Source organism: Roseibium sp. QJM3NY_11 (genome assembly GCF_056173175.1).
In genome coordinates this window covers 667,201-684,591 of the sequence record NZ_CM149660.1, presented here as the reverse complement: position 1 = coordinate 684,591, position 17,391 = coordinate 667,201, and the positions used below count along the sequence as shown (strand labels likewise).

Annotated in this window: 18 protein-coding genes and 1 tRNA gene; 8 read left to right on the top strand and 11 right to left on the bottom strand. The window is 62.7% G+C overall.

Features of this window, described 5'->3' with window-relative positions; translation table 11 throughout:
- Positions 1 to 95: 95 nt before the first annotated feature.
- Genes AC0VX3_RS03170 through gntA form a run of 3 tightly spaced genes read right to left on the bottom strand, consistent with a single transcriptional unit; the run spans position 96 to position 3,159 of the window.
- Complete coding sequence (locus tag AC0VX3_RS03170) at positions 96 to 1,880, bottom strand: mechanosensitive ion channel family protein (RefSeq protein WP_475523502.1); 1,785 nt, start codon at positions 1,878 to 1,880, stop codon at positions 96 to 98.
- A gap of 27 nt (positions 1,881 to 1,907) precedes the next feature.
- Entirely contained in the window at positions 1,908 to 2,492 is a 585-nt protein-coding gene (locus AC0VX3_RS03165) for a DUF1989 domain-containing protein (RefSeq protein WP_475523501.1), read from the bottom strand.
- Between the two features lies 1 nt (position 2,493).
- A complete protein-coding gene (gene gntA, locus AC0VX3_RS03160; RefSeq protein WP_475523500.1) occupies positions 2,494 to 3,159 on the bottom strand; it encodes a guanitoxin biosynthesis heme-dependent pre-guanitoxin N-hydroxylase GntA in 666 nt (221 codons plus the stop codon).
- 258 nt (positions 3,160 to 3,417) lie between these two features.
- Here gntA and AC0VX3_RS03155 point away from each other — a divergent pair, with 258 nt between their 5' ends.
- Positions 3,418 to 4,203 (top strand): ThuA domain-containing protein, encoded by a 786-nt coding sequence (locus AC0VX3_RS03155; protein WP_475523499.1) that lies wholly within the window; start codon positions 3,418 to 3,420, stop codon positions 4,201 to 4,203.
- A gap of 80 nt (positions 4,204 to 4,283) precedes the next feature.
- Positions 4,284 to 5,300 carry a Gfo/Idh/MocA family protein gene (locus tag AC0VX3_RS03150; RefSeq protein ID WP_475525128.1) on the top strand — a complete coding sequence of 339 codons (1,017 nt, stop codon included), beginning with the start codon at positions 4,284 to 4,286 and terminating at the stop codon, positions 5,298 to 5,300.
- Positions 5,301 to 5,543: 243 nt separating this feature from the next.
- Here AC0VX3_RS03150 and AC0VX3_RS03145 read toward each other — a convergent pair whose 3' ends face one another.
- Positions 5,544 to 6,281 (bottom strand): SDR family oxidoreductase, encoded by a 738-nt coding sequence (locus AC0VX3_RS03145; protein WP_475523498.1) that lies wholly within the window; start codon positions 6,279 to 6,281, stop codon positions 5,544 to 5,546.
- A gap of 98 nt (positions 6,282 to 6,379) precedes the next feature.
- Here AC0VX3_RS03145 and AC0VX3_RS03140 point away from each other — a divergent pair, with 98 nt between their 5' ends.
- Positions 6,380 to 7,273: a LysR family transcriptional regulator gene (locus AC0VX3_RS03140; RefSeq protein WP_475525127.1), complete on the top strand. Its 894-nt coding sequence runs from the start codon at positions 6,380 to 6,382 to the stop codon at positions 7,271 to 7,273.
- A gap of 89 nt (positions 7,274 to 7,362) precedes the next feature.
- Here AC0VX3_RS03140 and AC0VX3_RS03135 read toward each other — a convergent pair.
- Positions 7,363 to 7,437: transfer RNA gene (locus AC0VX3_RS03135), tRNA-Gly, on the bottom strand.
- Positions 7,438 to 7,678: 241 nt separating this feature from the next.
- On the opposite strand from AC0VX3_RS03135, the gene AC0VX3_RS03130 reads away from it, so the two are divergent.
- The 4 genes from AC0VX3_RS03130 to AC0VX3_RS03115 all read left to right on the top strand — a co-directional run bounded on the left by AC0VX3_RS03130 (position 7,679) and on the right by AC0VX3_RS03115 (position 10,543).
- Positions 7,679 to 8,212, top strand: coding sequence for a prolyl-tRNA synthetase associated domain-containing protein (locus AC0VX3_RS03130; protein ID WP_475523497.1), 534 nt, complete (start codon positions 7,679 to 7,681; stop codon positions 8,210 to 8,212).
- A gap of 126 nt (positions 8,213 to 8,338) precedes the next feature.
- The gene (gene trxA / locus AC0VX3_RS03125; RefSeq protein WP_475523496.1) at positions 8,339 to 9,385 is read left to right on the top strand and encodes a thioredoxin; all 1,047 of its coding nucleotides are present in this window, start codon (positions 8,339 to 8,341) and stop codon (positions 9,383 to 9,385) included.
- Between the two features lie 198 nt (positions 9,386 to 9,583).
- Positions 9,584 to 10,258, top strand: coding sequence for an LON peptidase substrate-binding domain-containing protein (locus AC0VX3_RS03120; protein ID WP_475523495.1), 675 nt, complete (start codon positions 9,584 to 9,586; stop codon positions 10,256 to 10,258).
- 45 nt (positions 10,259 to 10,303) lie between these two features.
- Positions 10,304 to 10,543, top strand: coding sequence for a Trm112 family protein (locus AC0VX3_RS03115; RefSeq protein WP_475523494.1), 240 nt, complete (start codon positions 10,304 to 10,306; stop codon positions 10,541 to 10,543).
- A 73-nt stretch (positions 10,544 to 10,616) separates the two neighbouring features.
- Here AC0VX3_RS03115 and AC0VX3_RS03110 read toward each other — a convergent pair whose 3' ends face one another.
- Entirely contained in the window at positions 10,617 to 10,913 is a 297-nt protein-coding gene (locus tag AC0VX3_RS03110) for a YggT family protein (RefSeq protein WP_342893611.1), read from the bottom strand.
- 247 nt (positions 10,914 to 11,160) lie between these two features.
- Here AC0VX3_RS03110 and AC0VX3_RS03105 point away from each other — a divergent pair, with 247 nt between their 5' ends.
- Positions 11,161 to 11,982 carry a MipA/OmpV family protein gene (locus AC0VX3_RS03105; RefSeq protein WP_348144068.1) on the top strand — a complete coding sequence of 274 codons (822 nt, stop codon included), beginning with the start codon at positions 11,161 to 11,163 and terminating at the stop codon, positions 11,980 to 11,982.
- A gap of 132 nt (positions 11,983 to 12,114) precedes the next feature.
- Here the strand turns inward: AC0VX3_RS03105 and AC0VX3_RS03100 are convergent, their stop codons facing one another.
- The 5 genes from AC0VX3_RS03100 to AC0VX3_RS03080 form a co-directional block, all read right to left on the bottom strand.
- Positions 12,115 to 12,945, bottom strand: coding sequence for a pentapeptide repeat-containing protein (locus tag AC0VX3_RS03100; RefSeq protein ID WP_475523493.1), 831 nt, complete (start codon positions 12,943 to 12,945; stop codon positions 12,115 to 12,117).
- A gap of 430 nt (positions 12,946 to 13,375) precedes the next feature.
- Entirely contained in the window at positions 13,376 to 14,389 is a 1,014-nt protein-coding gene (locus AC0VX3_RS03095; protein WP_475523492.1) for a patatin-like phospholipase family protein, read from the bottom strand.
- Between the two features lie 58 nt (positions 14,390 to 14,447).
- A complete protein-coding gene (locus tag AC0VX3_RS03090) occupies positions 14,448 to 15,230 on the bottom strand; it encodes a 3-hydroxybutyrate dehydrogenase (RefSeq protein ID WP_475523491.1) in 783 nt (260 codons plus the stop codon).
- Positions 15,231 to 15,388: 158 nt separating this feature from the next.
- A complete protein-coding gene (locus AC0VX3_RS03085; protein WP_475523490.1) occupies positions 15,389 to 16,276 on the bottom strand; it encodes a 4-hydroxy-3-methylbut-2-en-1-yl diphosphate synthase in 888 nt (295 codons plus the stop codon).
- Positions 16,277 to 16,467: 191 nt separating this feature from the next.
- Positions 16,468 to 17,253 carry a hypothetical protein gene (locus AC0VX3_RS03080; RefSeq protein WP_475523489.1) on the bottom strand — a complete coding sequence of 262 codons (786 nt, stop codon included), beginning with the start codon at positions 17,251 to 17,253 and terminating at the stop codon, positions 16,468 to 16,470.
- Positions 17,254 to 17,391: the final 138 nt, after the last annotated feature.

Below are 17,391 nucleotides of genomic sequence, written 5' to 3'. Positions count from 1 at the left end.
AAAGCATCCTGGCGGTCACGCGCGGCGAGACCCGGGAACGCCCCTGCGCCGGGCAGTTCCGGACGCGGCTCTGATGAACACCCGGCACCATCGCTTCAGACGCCCGCCACAGGAGTCTCGGCGCCGTCCGGATCAGAACTGCCGGTGCCCCCGGGCATGGCGAGACGCAATCTCGGCCACCATTGCGGCCGGTTCCGCCGGATCCAGTCCCCCATCTTCTCGCACAGGCGCACATTCATCATCCAGGCTTCGGTCGGGCTGTCGGCGGTGGCGTAGAACATGATATTCTGCGTCGACTGGCCGTATTCCTCGACCGTGACGAGACGGAACTCGTCCGCCATGAGGTGCTTCTCCTCCTTCACGATGTCCTCGAAGACCTCGCGCAGGGTTTGCGGGTCCGCCGAAAGGTCCAGTTCCATCGTGAAGCTGCGCGTGGTCTTCGCGTCCGTCATCGTCCAGTTTTCGAACGGCTGCGAAATGAAATACTTGACCGGCACGACCAGACGCCGGCTGTCCCAGGCCCGCAGCGTGATGAAGGTGTAGTAGATCGCCTCGACGTAGCACCATTTGCCCTCGTATAGGACCGCGTCGCCGATCCGGATCGGCTTGGCAATGGCGATCTGCAGGCTGGCGAGCAGATTGCCGAGCACCGTCTGTCCCGCAATCCCGAGGATCACCGTGGCGACACCCGCCGAGGCCAGCAGCGACATGCCGAGGCTGTCGAACAGGTTGAGCTGCATCAGGAAGACGATCAGGGTAATCCCCACCGCCACCAGCAGAACGTAACGCCGGGCCGCATAGATGTTGGTATAAAGGTGGCGCCGGTCGGAATCGCCTTCGGTGTCCAGGTCGCCGACATACCGGTCCGTCACCAGGTCCAGACTGGTATCAATGGTCCGCAGGATCGCCAGGGTCAGGCAGAAGATCAGCGCCACCAGCAAGACCGGCGTCAGCACGGCGTTGACCGGGCCGGAAAAGCTCAGGAAGGCATCCAGCAGTTCCTGCAGCACGAAGGCTGCCAGGGCAATGGCCAGCGGCGTCCGGATCCGGTGCGAGGCCCGCCTGATGAAGTTGACCGGCAGACGGCTCGTGCTCCAGCCGATAATCATGCGCAGCGCCCATGCCAGCAGGGCGAACAGCACCGTGAGGACCGGCAACCCGATGAGTTCCCAAAGACGGACAGGTCCGGCCACTTCCACCATCAGGGGCTCTGGAATATGTTCCACAAGCCAGCCGGGACCGTAGAGCGCATTCAGCCTTGGAATATTGGCGACGGTTTGCGGCGAAAACAGCCAGGCGGCGTCCGCGTCCTCACCCTGATCCTCGCCAACGGGTTTGTACCGTGAAATGCTGATGGTCAGTGGACGCCCCGCCGCGCTGAGTTCCGCGATTTTCAGGGTCCGGCGCGGCTTGCCCGCGAAGGGATGGTTGGACGCCAGGTCCACATTCATGCCGTCCGGCCGGTCCGGCAGGCCGGCCCAGTCGATCACCACCCGTCGGTGCAGAATGCCTGCCAGCATGCGCGCCAGCCGCGCGCCTTGCAGGCCATCGCCGACGTCCTCCAGCTCACTGAGATTGAGACAGGTTGCGGCCTTGTCGAACCGGCGGGCCTCGCTCAGTCGCAGAAAGGTCGACATCAGACCGCGTGGCGTCCTGCGGTCCGCCGGCATGTCAACGCTGCAATCGCCCGCCTCCGGAATATCGGCCTCGTACCAGATGTCCGCGGTGTCGGCCTGGGCCCTGGCCTCCGGCGGACCGGTCATCAGGAAGACAGCGACAACGCCCAGCCAGACCAGGCAAGCGCATCGCACGGCCTGCGCCACCCCGCCAAACCCGGTCTTGCCGATGGCCCTGAAAGCTGTGACATGCCTGTCGGTCATGGATGCGGTCACCTCTGACGGGATCGCTCAGCCGCTGACGGCATAATCGATCGGCTTGTATCTGAAATTGTTCGACTGGCCGGCGGAGCAGGCGGTCATCCCGATGATCAGATCCATTTCCGCCCGGAAAACGATTTTCTGGCCCGCCCTGCTCTTCGGCGCGAGCACCTTGATCTCGCCTGTCTGCGCGTCGACGGATACATGCATGAACACGTTGAACGCGATCGGGATCGAGTCGGCCGGAATGCCATGAGGCGCCAGCACCTTTTCCAGGTTGCCCTGGCAGCCGTGGTGCGGGCTCTTGTCGCCATAGATGATCCGGAAGGTGTCGCGCGAACAGGGCGTCAGGGTAAAATCGTGGCGCCCGACCTCATCCTCCACGATCGTGAGCATCGGCGTCGACCGGTTGGAATAGAGCACGTCGCCCGTGGTCAGGAACAGACGGCTGGCGTAGTCGATCGAGCGCCCCGAGGAAATATGCTCCACCGTCTCGGCGGCATTGTAGGCAACCAGATCCGAGACCTGCTCTCCTTCCGGGTCAACAACCGTCAGCAACTGTCCCTTTTTGAGCCTGAACGCGGTTCCCTCGCGCGGTGGAATGCGATGATACATGTCAGGCGATTTCCTTCATCTCGAACGGGCATTTCCAGTCCTTTCCGACCTGGCGGCCGCTGTACTGGCGCGCTTCAGAGCCATCGCCATAATCCGAAAGCATCGGATTGACGGCACCGGCAAGCTCCGCGTCGCGCTCGCGAATGATGGTCTTCATCTTGTCGAAACGGCCATCTTCCCGCATCTTCTCGAACTGCGCGTGCGAGTTGAACACAAGGGCCGGCTTGGAAAACCGGCGCGCAGGCCGCGACGCGTTCGGATGGAGACCGATGACGAAAAACGGTTCGCCGCCGACGCTGAGGGAAAAATGCGGCGAGGCGGGATCCGGGTCGACATCCGAGCTCCAGGCGGCCCCTGCGACCACATCCAGGTTGTGGAGACACTGCAGTCGGTTCCAGAGCACCTTTTCGAAGCCTTCCTCGTCGAGGTCGCCCGGCCCGTCGAAGATCACCACGAACGATCTGACCACGGGACTGTCCATGTCCAGGCTTTCGCTGAACGCCCGCAAGGCTTGATGGATATCGACGTCCTTGACGGGGGTATCGATCTTGCCCGCCTTGAACACCGTAAGAGCGTCCCGCGCCAGTGCCGACTTCGCGCCCACACAGGGGAATTCCGCGCTCTTGATAAACTCCTGAAACGATCGGCAATCATCATCGTCCGACATGCTGTTCTCTCCTGCGCTCCTGTTGGCAGCTCAAGTGTTAAACGCCGCGTCCCGCCTTCCGGTTCCTGCGATGGTGGCGGAGGGGCGCCATCTGCGCTCCGAAACACGCGATGAGAGCGTGTCTCTCCACAGTGCCGGAGGATTGTTGGTTTGACAGGGTGAAACGCTGGTGCTAGCGCTAGCCAAAGCGCTTTGAAAAATCATCAGGCGCGCATCAAATCATCTTTGGCCGATGCCATGAGAACGGGAGAAACCGCAATGCCGGTCAAAGCAGTCGTCTGGGGCGAGAATGTCCACGAACACCAAAGTAGCATTGTTGCGGCGACCTATCCGGACGGCATGCACACCTGCATCGCCGACGCGTTGAACTCCGATCCGCGGATCAGTGCCACCACCGCGACCCTTCAGGAGCCCGAGCATGGCCTGACGGAAGCAAGGCTCGCCGACACGGACGTGCTGTTGTGGTGGGGCCACGCCGCTCATGGCGAGGTGTCCGACACCGTGGTTGAGCGGGTCTGCGACGCGGTCTGGTCCGGCATGGGCATGATCTTTCTGCATTCGGCCCATTTTTCCAAGCCGTTCAAGCGTCTGATGGGAAGCCCGTGCAATCTCACGTGGCGCGAGGCGGGCGAGCGCGAACGGCTGTGGGTGACCAGCCGCAACCACCCGATCACACAGGGTCTGCCAGACAGTTTCGAACTGGACATGGAAGAAATGTACGGCGAACCCTTCGGTGTGCCGGAGCCGCTGGAAACCGTCTTCATCAGCTGGTTTCAGGGCGGAGAGGTTTTCCGGTCCGGCCTGACCTACAAACGCGGCGCCGGCAGCATCTTCTATTTCCGGCCGGGGCACGAGACCTATGCGACCTACCACGACAGCCATGTGCGCACGGTGCTGAAGAACAGTGTCAGATGGGCCTTCAACCCGATGGCCCGGATTGCGGACCCCAATGCCGCTCCGAACGTTCCGACCGCGGACGCACCGGAAAAAATCGAGGACCGCGGACTGAAACTGCACGCGGACGGCGACGACGGCTTCCGCTGACACGCGCCGGCATTCAAAGGAATTGACCCGTGACCAATGCCCGAAAGCCGCTTCGGATCCTGATCCTGGGAACCGGCAACATGGCCCGCAGCCACGCGGCCGCGTTTCGCAAGATCCCCGGGGTCGAGTTGGTCGCCGGCGTCGACCGGCGCGCCGATGTGCTGGAGCGGTTCTGTGCCGGGCACGACATCCCGCACCGCTTCGAATCACTGGAAGAGGCGCTCGCATGGGGCAGCTTCGATGCCGCCTCGAATGTCACGCCCGATGCCGCGCACCATGCGACCACGCTGGCGCTTCTGGAGGCGGGCAAACACGTCCTTTGTGAAAAACCTCTGGCGACCAACGCGGCGGATGCCGGGGAAATGGCCGATCTTGCCGCCCGCAAGAGCCTCGTCGGCATGGTCAACCTGAGCTACCGCGATGTCGCCGTGCTCCAGAAAGCGGCCGAACTGGTCGCCGCTGGCGCCCTTGGCGCCCTGCGCCATTTCGAGGCTTCTTATCTGCAGAGCTGGCTGACCCAGCCGGCCTGGGGCGACTGGCGATCCGAAAGCCAGTGGCTCTGGCGCCTGTCCACGGCCCACGGGTCCAAGGGTGTGCTCGGCGATGTCGGCATTCACATCCTGGATTTCGTCACCTTCGCCGCAGGCAGCCCCGTGAGCGAACTCTCCTGCCGGCTGAAGACGTTCGACAAGTCCGAGGACGGCCGGATCGGCGACTACACCCTCGACGTCAATGACAGCGCCACCCTGGCCGCCGAACTGGACAACGGTGCGCTAGGCACCATCAGCGCCACGCGCTTTGCCTCCGGCCACCTGAACGACCTGCGCCTCAGGCTCTATGGCGACAAGGGCGGGCTGGAGGTCCTTTTCGAAAAGCAGGTGGGAACCTTGCGCATCTGCCGCGGGGCCGATCTAGAAAGCGCCACCTGGACAGATGTCCCCGTCGACCGGGTGCCGACCGTCTATGAAAGGTTCGTGGCAGCCGTGCGCGACGGCGCGCCCGCGGATCCCGACTTCGAGCACGGAGCAAGGCTGCAGGTCGCCCTTGACCTTGCCGAACGTTCGGATGCCGAAGACGGCCGGTTCCTGAAGGTCTGATTTTGCGGCGGATTTCGCAAGGAGCTGCAGCGGGACCGGAAGATCCCGCCGCAGAAGTTTAGGTACTTGAAGCGCTGCAGGGCACGGCCGGCCGCCATTTCAAAGACGCCCCTTCGCCCGCTGCAGCGCCACCATAGGACACAGCACCCTGCCACTTTGTTCAGGTTGCCGGGCACGTTTTCATCAATCTTTAGTCGAACTGCGCACACTCGCCCCGCTGGCCGGCGTCATTCCGCGGCCCGGTCAGACAACGCCGCCATTGGCGCGCAGGATCTGTCCGTTGATCCAGCGGCCGTCGGGACCGGTCAGGAACGCCACCGCCGCGGCGATGTCATCCGGCGTACCCAGGCGGTTGAACGGGTTCATCTGCCGGATTCTGTCGACCACCGCCTCGGGTTTTCCGGCCATGAACAGCCCGGTTTCGACAGGGCCGGGCGCGACACAATTGACGGTAATCCCGCGCGATCCCAGTTCCTTCGCCAGGACGTGGGTCAAAGCTTCAACGGCAGCCTTGGTGGCGGCGTAGACGCCGTAACCCGGCTGATAGAGCCCGACGACACTCGAGGACAGGCTGACGATCGCGCCATTGTCCGCCAAACGGGCGGAGGCCGCGCGCAGACCCCGGAACACCCCGCCGATATTCACGGCACACTGGGCCTCGAAATCCGCATCGGACACGGAGCCGACCGGCCCGTTGTCCATGATGCCGGCATTGTTGACCAGAACATGCACCGGACCGAAGGACACCTCGCCCGCATCAAACAGGTCCGTCAGGCAATGCGGATCCGCGACATCCCCCTTCACGGCGAGCGCTTTGCCGCCGGCGCATTCGATCGACGCGACTACCTCACCGGCGCTGGTGTCGTCGCGGGCATAATTCACCACGACCGCATGGCCATCCCGTGCGAGGCGACGCGCGATCGCCGCGCCGATACCCTTGCTGCCGCCGGTTACAATCGCTGTTCTGAATGTCTGTGCCACTCCGGATCTCCTTGTTGGTGCGCGCCACGCTACCCGAGCACCTCTTCCGAATAATCAGCCTGTAACCGGAAACATAATTCGGCTATCACGAACAGATGATCGATCGTCTGGAAACAATGCGCCTGTTCGTGCGGGTCGTGGAACGCGGCAGCTTCACAAGAGCCGCCGCCGATCTGAACCTGCCGAGATCCACGGCGACCGAAGCCGTCCAGCGCCTGGAGAAAAGCCTGGACACAAGATTGCTGGACCGGACCACGCGGCACGTCGCGCCCACTCCCGACGGGGACGGCTACTACCGGCGCTGCGTGGCCATTCTGGCCGATCTGGAGGAAGCGGAAGGCGCTCTGCGCGGGCATGAACCAACGGGCCTGCTCCGCGTCGACGCGCCGGGGAAGCTGACGCGCACCTTCCTGCTGCCGCATCTGTCCGCGTTCCTGGACCGGCACCCGGGGATCACGCTGCAGCTTGGCCAGACCGAACGGCTGGTGGATCTGGTCCGGGAAGGGGTCGATTGTGTCATCCGCGCCGGGGAGCCTGACGACAGCGGCATGATCATGCGCAGGCTGGCGCGCATTCCGGAAATCACCTGCGCCAGCCCGGACTATCTTGCGCGTCACGGAACCCCTGCGACGGTCGCGGATCTCGGCGGTCATCACATGGTCGGCTTCCTGTCATCGCGCACCGGCACCGCCCTGCCGCTGGAATTTCAGGTCGGCGACCGCCTGCAAGACGTGCTGCTGCCCGCGAAGGTGACGGCCAATGACGCCGACACCGTGCACCATCTGGCCCGGGACGGCTTCGGACTGGTTCAGGCCCCAAGATACCGCTTTCGGCAGGACCTGGCGGCCGGGCGTCTTGTGGAAGTTCTTCCCGAGACCCCGCCGCCGCCGTTGGCGCTTGCCGCGTTCTATCCCCAGAACCGTCAGCTTTCGCCGCGTGTCAGGGTGTTTCTGGAGTGGGCCTCCGGAATCTTCAAGGCTGCGGAGATGTGAAAACTCCGGCACCGGCACTTGAAGGAAAGTGATCAGATCGCACCGCAAAAAACAAAAGCCGCGGAAAACCGCGGCTTTTGTTTGAAATTTGGAGCGGGCGATGGGATTCGAACCCACGACCCCAACCTTGGCAAGGTTGTGCTCTACCCCTGAGCTACGCCCGCATAGCGACCTTGTCCGCGGCGGCTCCGCCCCGGCTTTGGTGGCGCAGTATATGAACCATGCCGAGACGGATTGCAACACCGAACTTGAAGAAATTTTTTTAGCTGTCTCTCTGTGGACCTCGCCCGCCGGATGCGGCGAAAAACCGCTTGTTTCCGCCGCTTTATCTCCGTGATTTGCCCTTGTCGCACGCCTGCAATTCGCGCTATTGAGCCCGGCAGAGGAAATTTTTCGGGAAAAACCATGCCGGCGGCACGCGACGACCTTTTGGCCTTTCTGAGCGAACACCGGATCAAGGTCACGACCGTCGACCACGACCCTGTGTTCACGGTCGCCGAATCCGGCGATCTCCATGACCGGATTCCGGGCGGGCACACCAAGAACCTGTTCCTGAAGGACAAGAAGGGGCGCCTGTTCCTGGTCGTCGCCCTGCATGACGCCGAGATCGACCTGAAGAAGATCCATCAGATCATCGGCGCGCAGGGGCGGGTGTCCTTCGGCAATGCGGATCTGCTGCTGGAGGTGCTCGGGGTCGAGCCCGGTTCGGTAACGCCGTTTTCGCTGATCAACGACCGGGAGGCTCACCGGGTCACGCCGGTCTTCGACGCGGCGATGATGGCGCATGCCAGGCTGAATTATCACCCCCTGAAAAACGACGCCACGACCACGATTTCAGCCGATGATCTGCTCACCTTCACCAGAGCCTGCGGCCACGAGGTTCAGGTTCTGGCCGTGAGTGAACAGGCAAAGGCATCCGCACCGTCGCAGCCGGGCTGAAGGCGGGCCGGACATTTGTAATTCCGGTGCGTTGGCGCCATGTTAGAAAACAACACGACCCGTTGAGGGTTTCAACTTTACAAGCCGCCGAGAGCATCAGCCGGCGGCAAAAATCGAGGCGGGCACATGAGCAACGGCAACTACAGCATCGGCGGCCAGGTCGGTGGCGGCTTCGGCACAAGCATGGGCGGAGGCTATGGCGGCCAGGGGACGGGCGGCCAGGGTGCAGGTGGTCAGGGGGCAGGCGGTCAGGGCGGCGGCGGCCAGGGTGGCGGCGGCCTGGGTGGCGGCAGCTCTCCGGACGCGGCACTGGTTTTTGACGTCACCACGCCAACCTTCATGAGCGATGTCATCGAGGCGTCCCGGCAGCAGACGGTTCTCGTGGATTTCTGGGCGCCCTGGTGCGGACCGTGTAAGCAGTTGACACCGATCATCGAGGCGGTCGTCAAGGCCGCGGGCGGCGCCGTGAAACTTGCCAAGATGAATATCGAGGATCATCCCGAAGTCGCCGGCCAGATGGGCATTCAATCCATCCCCGCCGTGGTCGCCTTCAAGGATGGTCAGCCGGTCGACGCTTTCATGGGCGCCCAGTCCGAGAGCGAGGTCCGGGCCTTCATCGAGAAAGTCGCCGGTCCGGCACCGGTCAGCCAGACGGACGCCCTGCTGGGGCAGGCCGAAGAACAGCTTTCGGCCGGGGACTTCGGCCAGGCCGCCCAGCTCTATGGCGCCGTCATGCAGATGGAGCCGGACAACGTGACGGCGATCGCCGGCCTTGCCCAGTGTTACCTGGGGGCCGATGAGCCGGAGCGCGCGCGCCAGGCACTGGACCTCGTTCCGGAGGAAAAACGCTCCGAAGAGGCCTATACAGCGGCGAACGCGGCCGTCGACCTGGCCGAGCAGGCTGCCGCGCTCGGCGATCTGGCGGAATTCCAGGACCGGATCGCCAAGGACCCTCTTGACCTGCAGGCCCGGTTCGATCTCGCCCTCGGCCTCAACGGCAAGGGCGACAAGACCGGCGCCGTCGACCAGCTCATCGAGATCGTCCGCCGCGACCGCGACTGGAACGAGGACGGTGCCCGCAAGCAGCTGCTTCAGTTCTTCGAGGCCTGGGGCTTCAAGGACCCGGCCAGCGCCTATGGCCGCCGCAAGCTTTCCGCCGTCCTGTTTTCTTGACGATCGGAAGCCGTGACACACATTAAGGGCGAGATGAACGCGGACCGGGTCAAGGGCTCCCGAACGAGCCGGTGACGTGATGCGGTCGATGGCGCGAGAGGCCATCGGCCGCGCTCCGCAGCCTTGCCCCATGCATCGCATCGCGCAGCATGACGCCGGCAGGCATGCCGCGATAACGACAACAATGAAGGCGCTGAAATGCAGGCCGGAAATGCCATTTACGAGACCATCGCGGATCTGCCGCCAATCCTGTCCGTGTTCCCGTTGCCGGGGGCCCTTCTTCTTCCCAGAACCCAGTTGCCGCTGAACATTTTCGAGCAGCGCTACATCGACATGGTGGACGCGGCACTTGCCGGCAACCGGCTCATCGGCATGGTTCAACCCCTTTCCGGCCAGGCCGGCGACGACGACACGCCGCAACTGGCCAGTGTCGGCTGCGTCGGCCGGCTGACCAGTTTTCAGGAAACCGGAGACGGCCGCTACCTGATCACGTTGCAGGGCATCACAAGGTTCGGCGTCGGCGCCGAAGTCCGGCGCTTCTCGAATTTTCGACAGGTCGAATGCGACTTCGCCGCCTTCGCCCACGATCTGAAATGCGGCGAGGGTGAACACGACGTCGACCGCAACGGCCTGTTGAAGACCCTGCGGGATTATCTCGACGCCAACGATCTGGAAGCAGACTGGCAGAGTGTGTCGGAAGCCGAGACAGAGGTCCTTGTCAACGCCCTGTGCATGATGTGCCCTTACGGACCTGAGGAAAAGCAGGCCCTTCTGGAGGCGCGCGACCTGAAGACACGGGCCGAAACGCTGATCGCGATTACCGAGATGGATCTCGCCAGATCCCAGAATGACGGCGGCACGACCCTGCAGTGACACCGCAATTTGGCCCTTGCCGCTTCAACCCGAAAGACCGAGCCGATGCCAGAAACGACGCCTGATCCGACAGCCGAATCGACACCCGAATCGACAATCGAGCCGGCCGAACGCCCGGTTGACAGGAAGCTCCTGGAACTTCTCGTCTGTCCCGTGACCAAGACGACGCTGGAATATGACGCAGACGCCAGGGAGCTGATTTCCCGTACCGCGAAGCTCGCCTACCCGATCCGCAACGGCATTCCGATCATGCTGCCGGACGAGGCAAGAGCGCTGGAAGACTAGGTCTTTTTCAGCCCGGGACAGACCGGACCCCAGGGTCCGGTCTGTCCCAAGACTTTCGCTCACATGAAGCGGCTCAAACGCCTTGGCTCAGGCGCGCGATGAAACTCTGCAGGAACCAGATGATCAGCAACAGGATCACCGGAGAGATGTCGACACCGCCCAGATCAGGCAGGAACCGGCGAATCGGACGCAGGGCCGGTTCGGTCAGGTTGTAGAGAACCCGCCCGATCGTGTTGATCACCTGATTGCTCGAATTGACGATGTTGAAAGCAAAGAGCCACGAGAAGATCGCGCTTGCGATGATCACGAGGGAATAGAGGTAGAGGGCCATGCCCACCACATCCAGAAACGAACCGACTAAAGCGTTCATGTGCCGTCCTACTACGTAGCTGCGAATTTCCCACTCATGTAGCTTCCCGGCAGCAACCCTGCAAGTCGGCAGCCGTTATAAGCCGAATTTCTTCGCCCACCGCCGTACCTGGGCCCTTCCCGGGCCGGCCCCGGGCCGGTCCAGATGCTAAAATACAACAGTCCCGGAAAAGCTTGATTTCGTAGGGATTAAGTAAACTGGCTCGTGCTATCTTGCCGCCAATGGATCTCCTTCTGGATGGGTTTGCATGTTGAAGTTAATGACGCGCGCTGCGCTCGCACTTGCCCTGGGCAGCTTGTCCGGCACGGCTCTGGCCCCCGGCTCGGCTCTGGCCCAAAGCGGGGACCTGTCCAGCAAGGACGCCAACCGCCAGTTTGTTGTCGATCTGGGCATCGGCGCCATGGTCAAGCCCCGCTACGAGGCCTCCGACAGCTACCTGGTCTATCCGTTTCCGATCATTTCAATCGGCCGCTTTTACCTGCCCGGCCTGGGTCAGGTCATTGACGGTCGCCGCAAGAGCGGCGTGTTCTTCTATCCTGCCTTCAACTTTGTCGGTGAGCGCAAAGCCAGCGACAGCGCGGACCTGTCCGGCACCAGGACGGTCGACTGGGCGTTGGAACTCGGCCTCGGCGGCGGCTTCCGCACCGAACATTTCCGCGCCTTTGCCGAATTGCGTCAGGGCATCAATGGCCACACCGGCCAGGTCGGCCAGCTTGGCATCGACGGCATCGTCTATCCGGCGGAAAAATGGGAAGTCAGCTTCGGTCCGCGCGCGGACTTCGCGAGCGGCGACTACATGGACACCTATTTCGGCGTGACGGCCTCGGAAGCCGCCAATAGCGGCGGCCGGTTGACCCGCTACAATGCGAGCGGCGGGTTCAAGAGCGTCGGCCTGTCCACCCGTGCCAGCTACGACTACAATGACGACGTCCGGCTGCACATTCAGGGCGGATACGACCGGCTCATCGGCGATGCCGCCGACAGCCCGATTGCGGAAAACGGCAGCAAGGACCAGTTCAGTGTCGGTCTCGGCGTTTCCTACCGGTTCGCGTTCGACCTGTTCAACTGACCGGGCACGTCCGCGGGGTCTTCAGGCGGACCCAGGCCCGGCGCCGGAAACGGAAAAGCACCCGCCAGTTTCAAAAGGAGGCCCACGGCCTCCTTTTTTGATGCCGAGGCCAGCGAACCAACCCTCTGGCTTTCAGTAGGTACACTCGATCAACTCGATGCCGCGCGGCAGCTTGGTGGTCTCGTCGCCGCAGGCGCCCAGGATCCGGCTGGGATCAAGATTGTAGGCGCCGGTCAGATCCGCGCCGACCAGGCGGGTCCGACGCAGCAGCGCGCCGTTGAAATCGACCTTTGTCAGGTTGGCACCGGTCAGATCGGAGCTGACCAGACGAACGCCCGACATGTCCGCGCCGGAAAAATCCGCGTTATGCGCCTTGATCCGGTCGAGCTTGGCCTGGCGCAGCCGCGCTCCCTGAAAGTTCGCTCCGCTCAGATCGACCCGCTCCAGATTGGCACTGTCCATCTTGGCGTTCTTGAAGGAGGTCTCCGTGGCCACCGAGCGCATCAGGAAGACATTGCGTAAATCAGCCCTGTCGAAGATCGCGCCGGTGACGATGCTGGCGTTCAGGTCCGCGTCCCGAAGGTCGGCGCTCAGGAAATTGGCATTTGAAAGAGTGGCCTTTTCCAGGTCGACCGAACGCATGCTTGCATCGGTAAAATCGCTGCCAGAAAAATTCGCGCGCTCCGCTTCCGCCCGGCGGAAATCCGCCCCCTTGAAGTTGGCGTTCGTGAGGATCACTTCCTTCAGGTCGGTTTCACGCAGATTGGCGCGATGGAAATTGGCATCCTCCACCTTGAGAAACCGCAATTCCGCGAGACGCAGGTCACAGTCGGGACAGCCGCCCTGCTGCTTGATCTCCGCCATCCGCACCGCGTCGCTGCCGGCTTGCGCCGCGCCCGCGGCGACGAGCATCACCATCGCTCCGAAACAGCCCGCCAGCACCCGGATCACACTGTCGCTCATCACTTGTCCTTTTGCCTGTCTTGCCAAGACATAGGTCGCCAAAACGGCAGTTTAAGGACCTGAACCTGACAGAAAACTGAAAAAGCACAAATGAAATGGAAAAAGAAGCGCCCCGGCCCGGGAATGAGGAGGGGGGAGGAGGGAGGGAAGAAGCGGGCGGGGTCGCAAGTGCCCGCTTCTTCCATCCACTTCAGTCGCTGACGACGCACTACCTGACAATCAGCGTGCCGATAACACCGCAAAAGCCTTGCCAAACAGTTTTCAGGAGAACCACCGCCATATCTGGGCGCATGGCCGCATGCGCACACAAGATACTGATCGCGTTAAGACTTTCTTGCAGTGTCCTGCATTGCAATTTGCAAAGCCGCTTGCAAACACGGCTAACAAGACCTTAACGGAACCGGACCAACCAGGCCGTGCGCGCGTCTTGTCAGGTGATTTCGTCGCGGATCTGAAGAGTCGACCGGTTGCCGACGTTGTCATAGTGGCGGGCAAGCCAGTCCTTCGCGGTCTGGCGGCCGATATCCCGCAGGTTGGTGAGAAAGGCCCACTCCGCATTCAGTTTCGACGACGCCTGCAAGGGTTTCAGTTCGCCCGCGGAGATCCGGTGCATGTGCACCTTCATGTAGTCGTCGCCCGACAATTTGCCGTCCTCGATCAGGCGGGTCACGAATTCGATCGCGCGCAGCTCGCGCAGCAGCGTGGAATTGAAGGTGATTTCATTGACCCGGTTGAGGATTTCCCGCGCGGTTTTGGGCACCTCCCGGCGCTCGATCGGATTGATCTGGATCAGCACCACATCCGGAGTATCGGTTTCGTAAAACAGCGGGTAGAGCGGCGGATTGCCCATGTACCCGCCGTCCCAGTAGGGTTCTCCGTCGATTTCGACCGCCTGGAACAGCTGCGGCAGACAGGCCGACGCCATGACCGCGTCGAGCGAGACCTCTTTCTCCCTGAACACGCGAATCTTGCCCGTGTAGACATTGGTCGCCGCGATGAAAAGCTTCACGCCTGAACAGCGATGCACCAGGTCGAAATCGACGAGCCCATCGAGTATATCCCGCAACGGGTTCACATTGAGCGGATTGAACTCGTAGGGCGACGCGAACCGGGACACGACGTCGAAAAACAGATAGCTCGGCGAATGGTCGAGGCTCCACTGGCCCAGAATCATGTCGAGCGGCGTGCGCTGGATCGGACTGAGCTGCGCCTGCCGGCTGACCTCGCGCCAGAAGGCTTCAAGCTGCGCACGCGCGCCGTCTTCACCGCCCGCCTCCATGCCGCTGGCCAGCACCACCGCGTTCATGGCGCCCGCGGACGTGCCGGAAATGGCATCGATGGAAAACCGGCTGTCTTCCAGAAACCAATCCAGAACGCCCCAGGTGAAGGCGCCGTGTGCGCCTCCGCCCTGAAGAGCAAGATTTATTTTTTTCGGTGCGGTCATGACGGGCCTCCCTGCATTTGATCTTGCGGCGTGTGATCTTCAGGCGGACCCCAGCCGCTCAGTGTGCGGTCCAGCCACCGTCGATCGGCAGGATGGATCCGGTGATGGAGGCCGCCGTGTCGGAGCACAGGAACACCGCATAGCCGGCGACCTGCTCGATGGTGACGAACTGCTTGGTCGGCTGCGCCGCCAGCATGACATCGTTCTTGACCTGCTCCTCGGTCATGCCGCGCGCCTTCATCGTGTCGGGAATCTGCGCTTCCACCAGCGGCGTCCAGACATAACCCGGACAGATGGCATTGACGGTGATGCCTTGCTGGGCAACTTCCAGCGCAACGGTCTTGGTCAATCCGGCGATGCCGTGTTTCGCGGCGACATAAGCGGACTTGAAGGGAGACGCGATCAGGGCATGAGCGGAAGCGGTGTTGATGATCCGGCCCCAGCCCTTTTTCTTCATGCCCGGCAGGACCGCGCGGGTGCTGTGGAAAGCGGAGGTGAGATTGATCGCGATGATCGCGTCCCATTTTTCGACCGGAAATTCATCGACCGGAGAGACGAACTGGATGCCCGCGTTGTTCACCAGGATGTCGACCGCCCCGAATTCCTTTTCCGCATCCGCGATCATTCCCGCGATCTCATCCCCATGCAGCATGTTGGCGGGCGAATAGAGGCAGCGCACACCGAAGTCGCTTTCGATCGCGGCCCGGGTCGCCTCGATTTCCGAAGCATCACCCAGACCGTTGATCACGACATTGGCGCCCTTCTCGGCAAAGGCGCGGGCACACCCCAGTCCTATGCCGGATGTCGACCCGGTCACGACGGCGGTTTTGTTGGCAAGCATTCACGGTCTCCCAAAAACGGAATTCTTCTCGGCCGCAACAATCGGCCAGTTGTCGCCGCACTGCAACATCGGAATGGCGAAAAGTGATCGGGGCAAGGGCCGGAAGGATCGCCACCAGGTGCCGTTACACTCGGAAAATCGCGGGGTGCGACGGCCGGTCAGCGCCGTTTCATGCGGTGGACACCGTCCAGGGCCTTGCGCGCTTTCGCCCGCGCCTCCGTCCGCCTTGAATCGACCTTGGCAAGGTCTTCACGTCTCAGGCCCAGCCGGTCCGCGTAACGCTCGCGGACGAGCCCGTAAAAGGTCGCGTGCAGGCTGGCGAACACCCAGACCAGAATCAGCATCGTGCCCATCGGAAAAATCGCGGACCGGACCTGCGGCCAGGTTGCACTGGCCGGCAGCAGCCCGTCGCCGACGCCGAGCGCCAGCGCCCACATGCCGACAAGAAACGCGGCAAGCAGGCTCATCACCAGCGCGGCGAAGGCCATAGCCCAGCCGAGACCGGAGGTCGCGCGCCAGCTTTCCTTCAGCGTCAACGGATCGTCGACGGCCGCCGCCGGCAGCACGACAGAGAATTTCTGAACCACCATCAGGGCAATGAAGGGCGCCAGAACCAGCAGCAGCAGACCGACCCCTGCCGTGAGCGCCGCGATGATCCCGGCAATGATGAAAAGCGGGACCAGCGACACCATGCCGATCAGGCTGAGCACGATCTGGTTGACGATCACCCGAACCGTTCGCCCGCCGAAGGCAACCGGAAAGTCACGCGCCCCGATCAGGATCCGGCGCACATAGGCAATGGCGATGGAGAAACCGACCAGAAGGTTGGCAAGTCCGGCCAGCGCCCTGAGCGCGCCCTCATCGGCGGCGGCAACCGGCTCGGTCATGTAGGATACGGTCTTGAAGCCGCTTTCCGGCATCAGCGAGGTGCCGATGGCGAAATTCAGCGCGAGCAGCAGCAGGATATAAGCCCAGCCGGTCCGCAGCAGCGTACCGATATTGTGCTGCGCCAGTGAAAGCGACCGTTCCAGAACGGTGATGAACATGGCCTGCCCCGGTTTTCAACTGTCAGTTTTCAGCTGTCAGTTTTCAGGTGTCGGTTTCCAACTGCCGGCAGGATACCGATTTTGGGCGGGCATGCCAGCACGGCCTGCAATCGGACTGCGGCTGGCGGAGCGGGACTGTGGCTCGGCGTTTCCGGCGTGCGCAGCTACAGCCGAAGCCCCGTTCGGGACTGTCACGACGGCGTTTCGCCGGGACGCTCCATGGCGATCCGGTAACCGGCCGTGATCACCGACAGGCCCAGCACGGTCACCAGGATCTGCAGGAGGACATGCAGGATCATGACCTGGATCTGGACAACCATCAGCGGCAACCCCGCCACCGCCAGCGACAACACGTATTCAATCGCCAGACCCGCGAGCGAAAACGGCAATGACAGCAGGATCACCGCCCAGAGCATGCGCCAGCCGAGGCCGGCACCCAACCGGTGCGCTTCCCTGAAATCGATCGGCCGTTCGACGGCCGCCGCCGGCAGAACCAGGTTCAGGCGCATCAGGTGGGGCAGAACCAGAAACAGGACAACCGGGACGATCAGAAGCATGGACAGGGTGTCCGGCAGAAAGACCCCCAGCACCATCAGGAGGAGGAGCACCGGCACCAGCGCGGCCGCGCCGATCAGAATCAGCAGGATCATGGTCCACAGGAAGCGCATCTCCAGCGCGCCGACCCGCGCGAAAATGGCAGGAGCCTGTTCACCCAGCAGCGCGAACCGGTGCCACGCCACCGCGATCGAGGTGGCAGCAAGAATGGCGACCACGAAATTGACCATGACCAGCAGCACGGTGACCGCCGAAGGCTCTTCCGCGTTCCCGGCACTTGCCGTGCCCGTGTCGCCGACACTCCCGAAAATGACCAGGGAAAGAAGCAATTGGATGGCAAACCAGGTGCCGCAGACCTTGAACACCATTTCCATATTCCGGAAGACGAGCGAAACCGAATCCGCCAGCAAACGCTTGAACATATTGTGCCCCCTGAAATTCCCGCAAAGGCCGACCCGGCGGCTGCGCTGCAACTACCTAGCCGCTTGCGGCCATCAGCGCAAACTTCGCCGCGCACGGGGTGAAAAACAGCCCGGGCGCCGCAGCGCCATTGCTCTTTT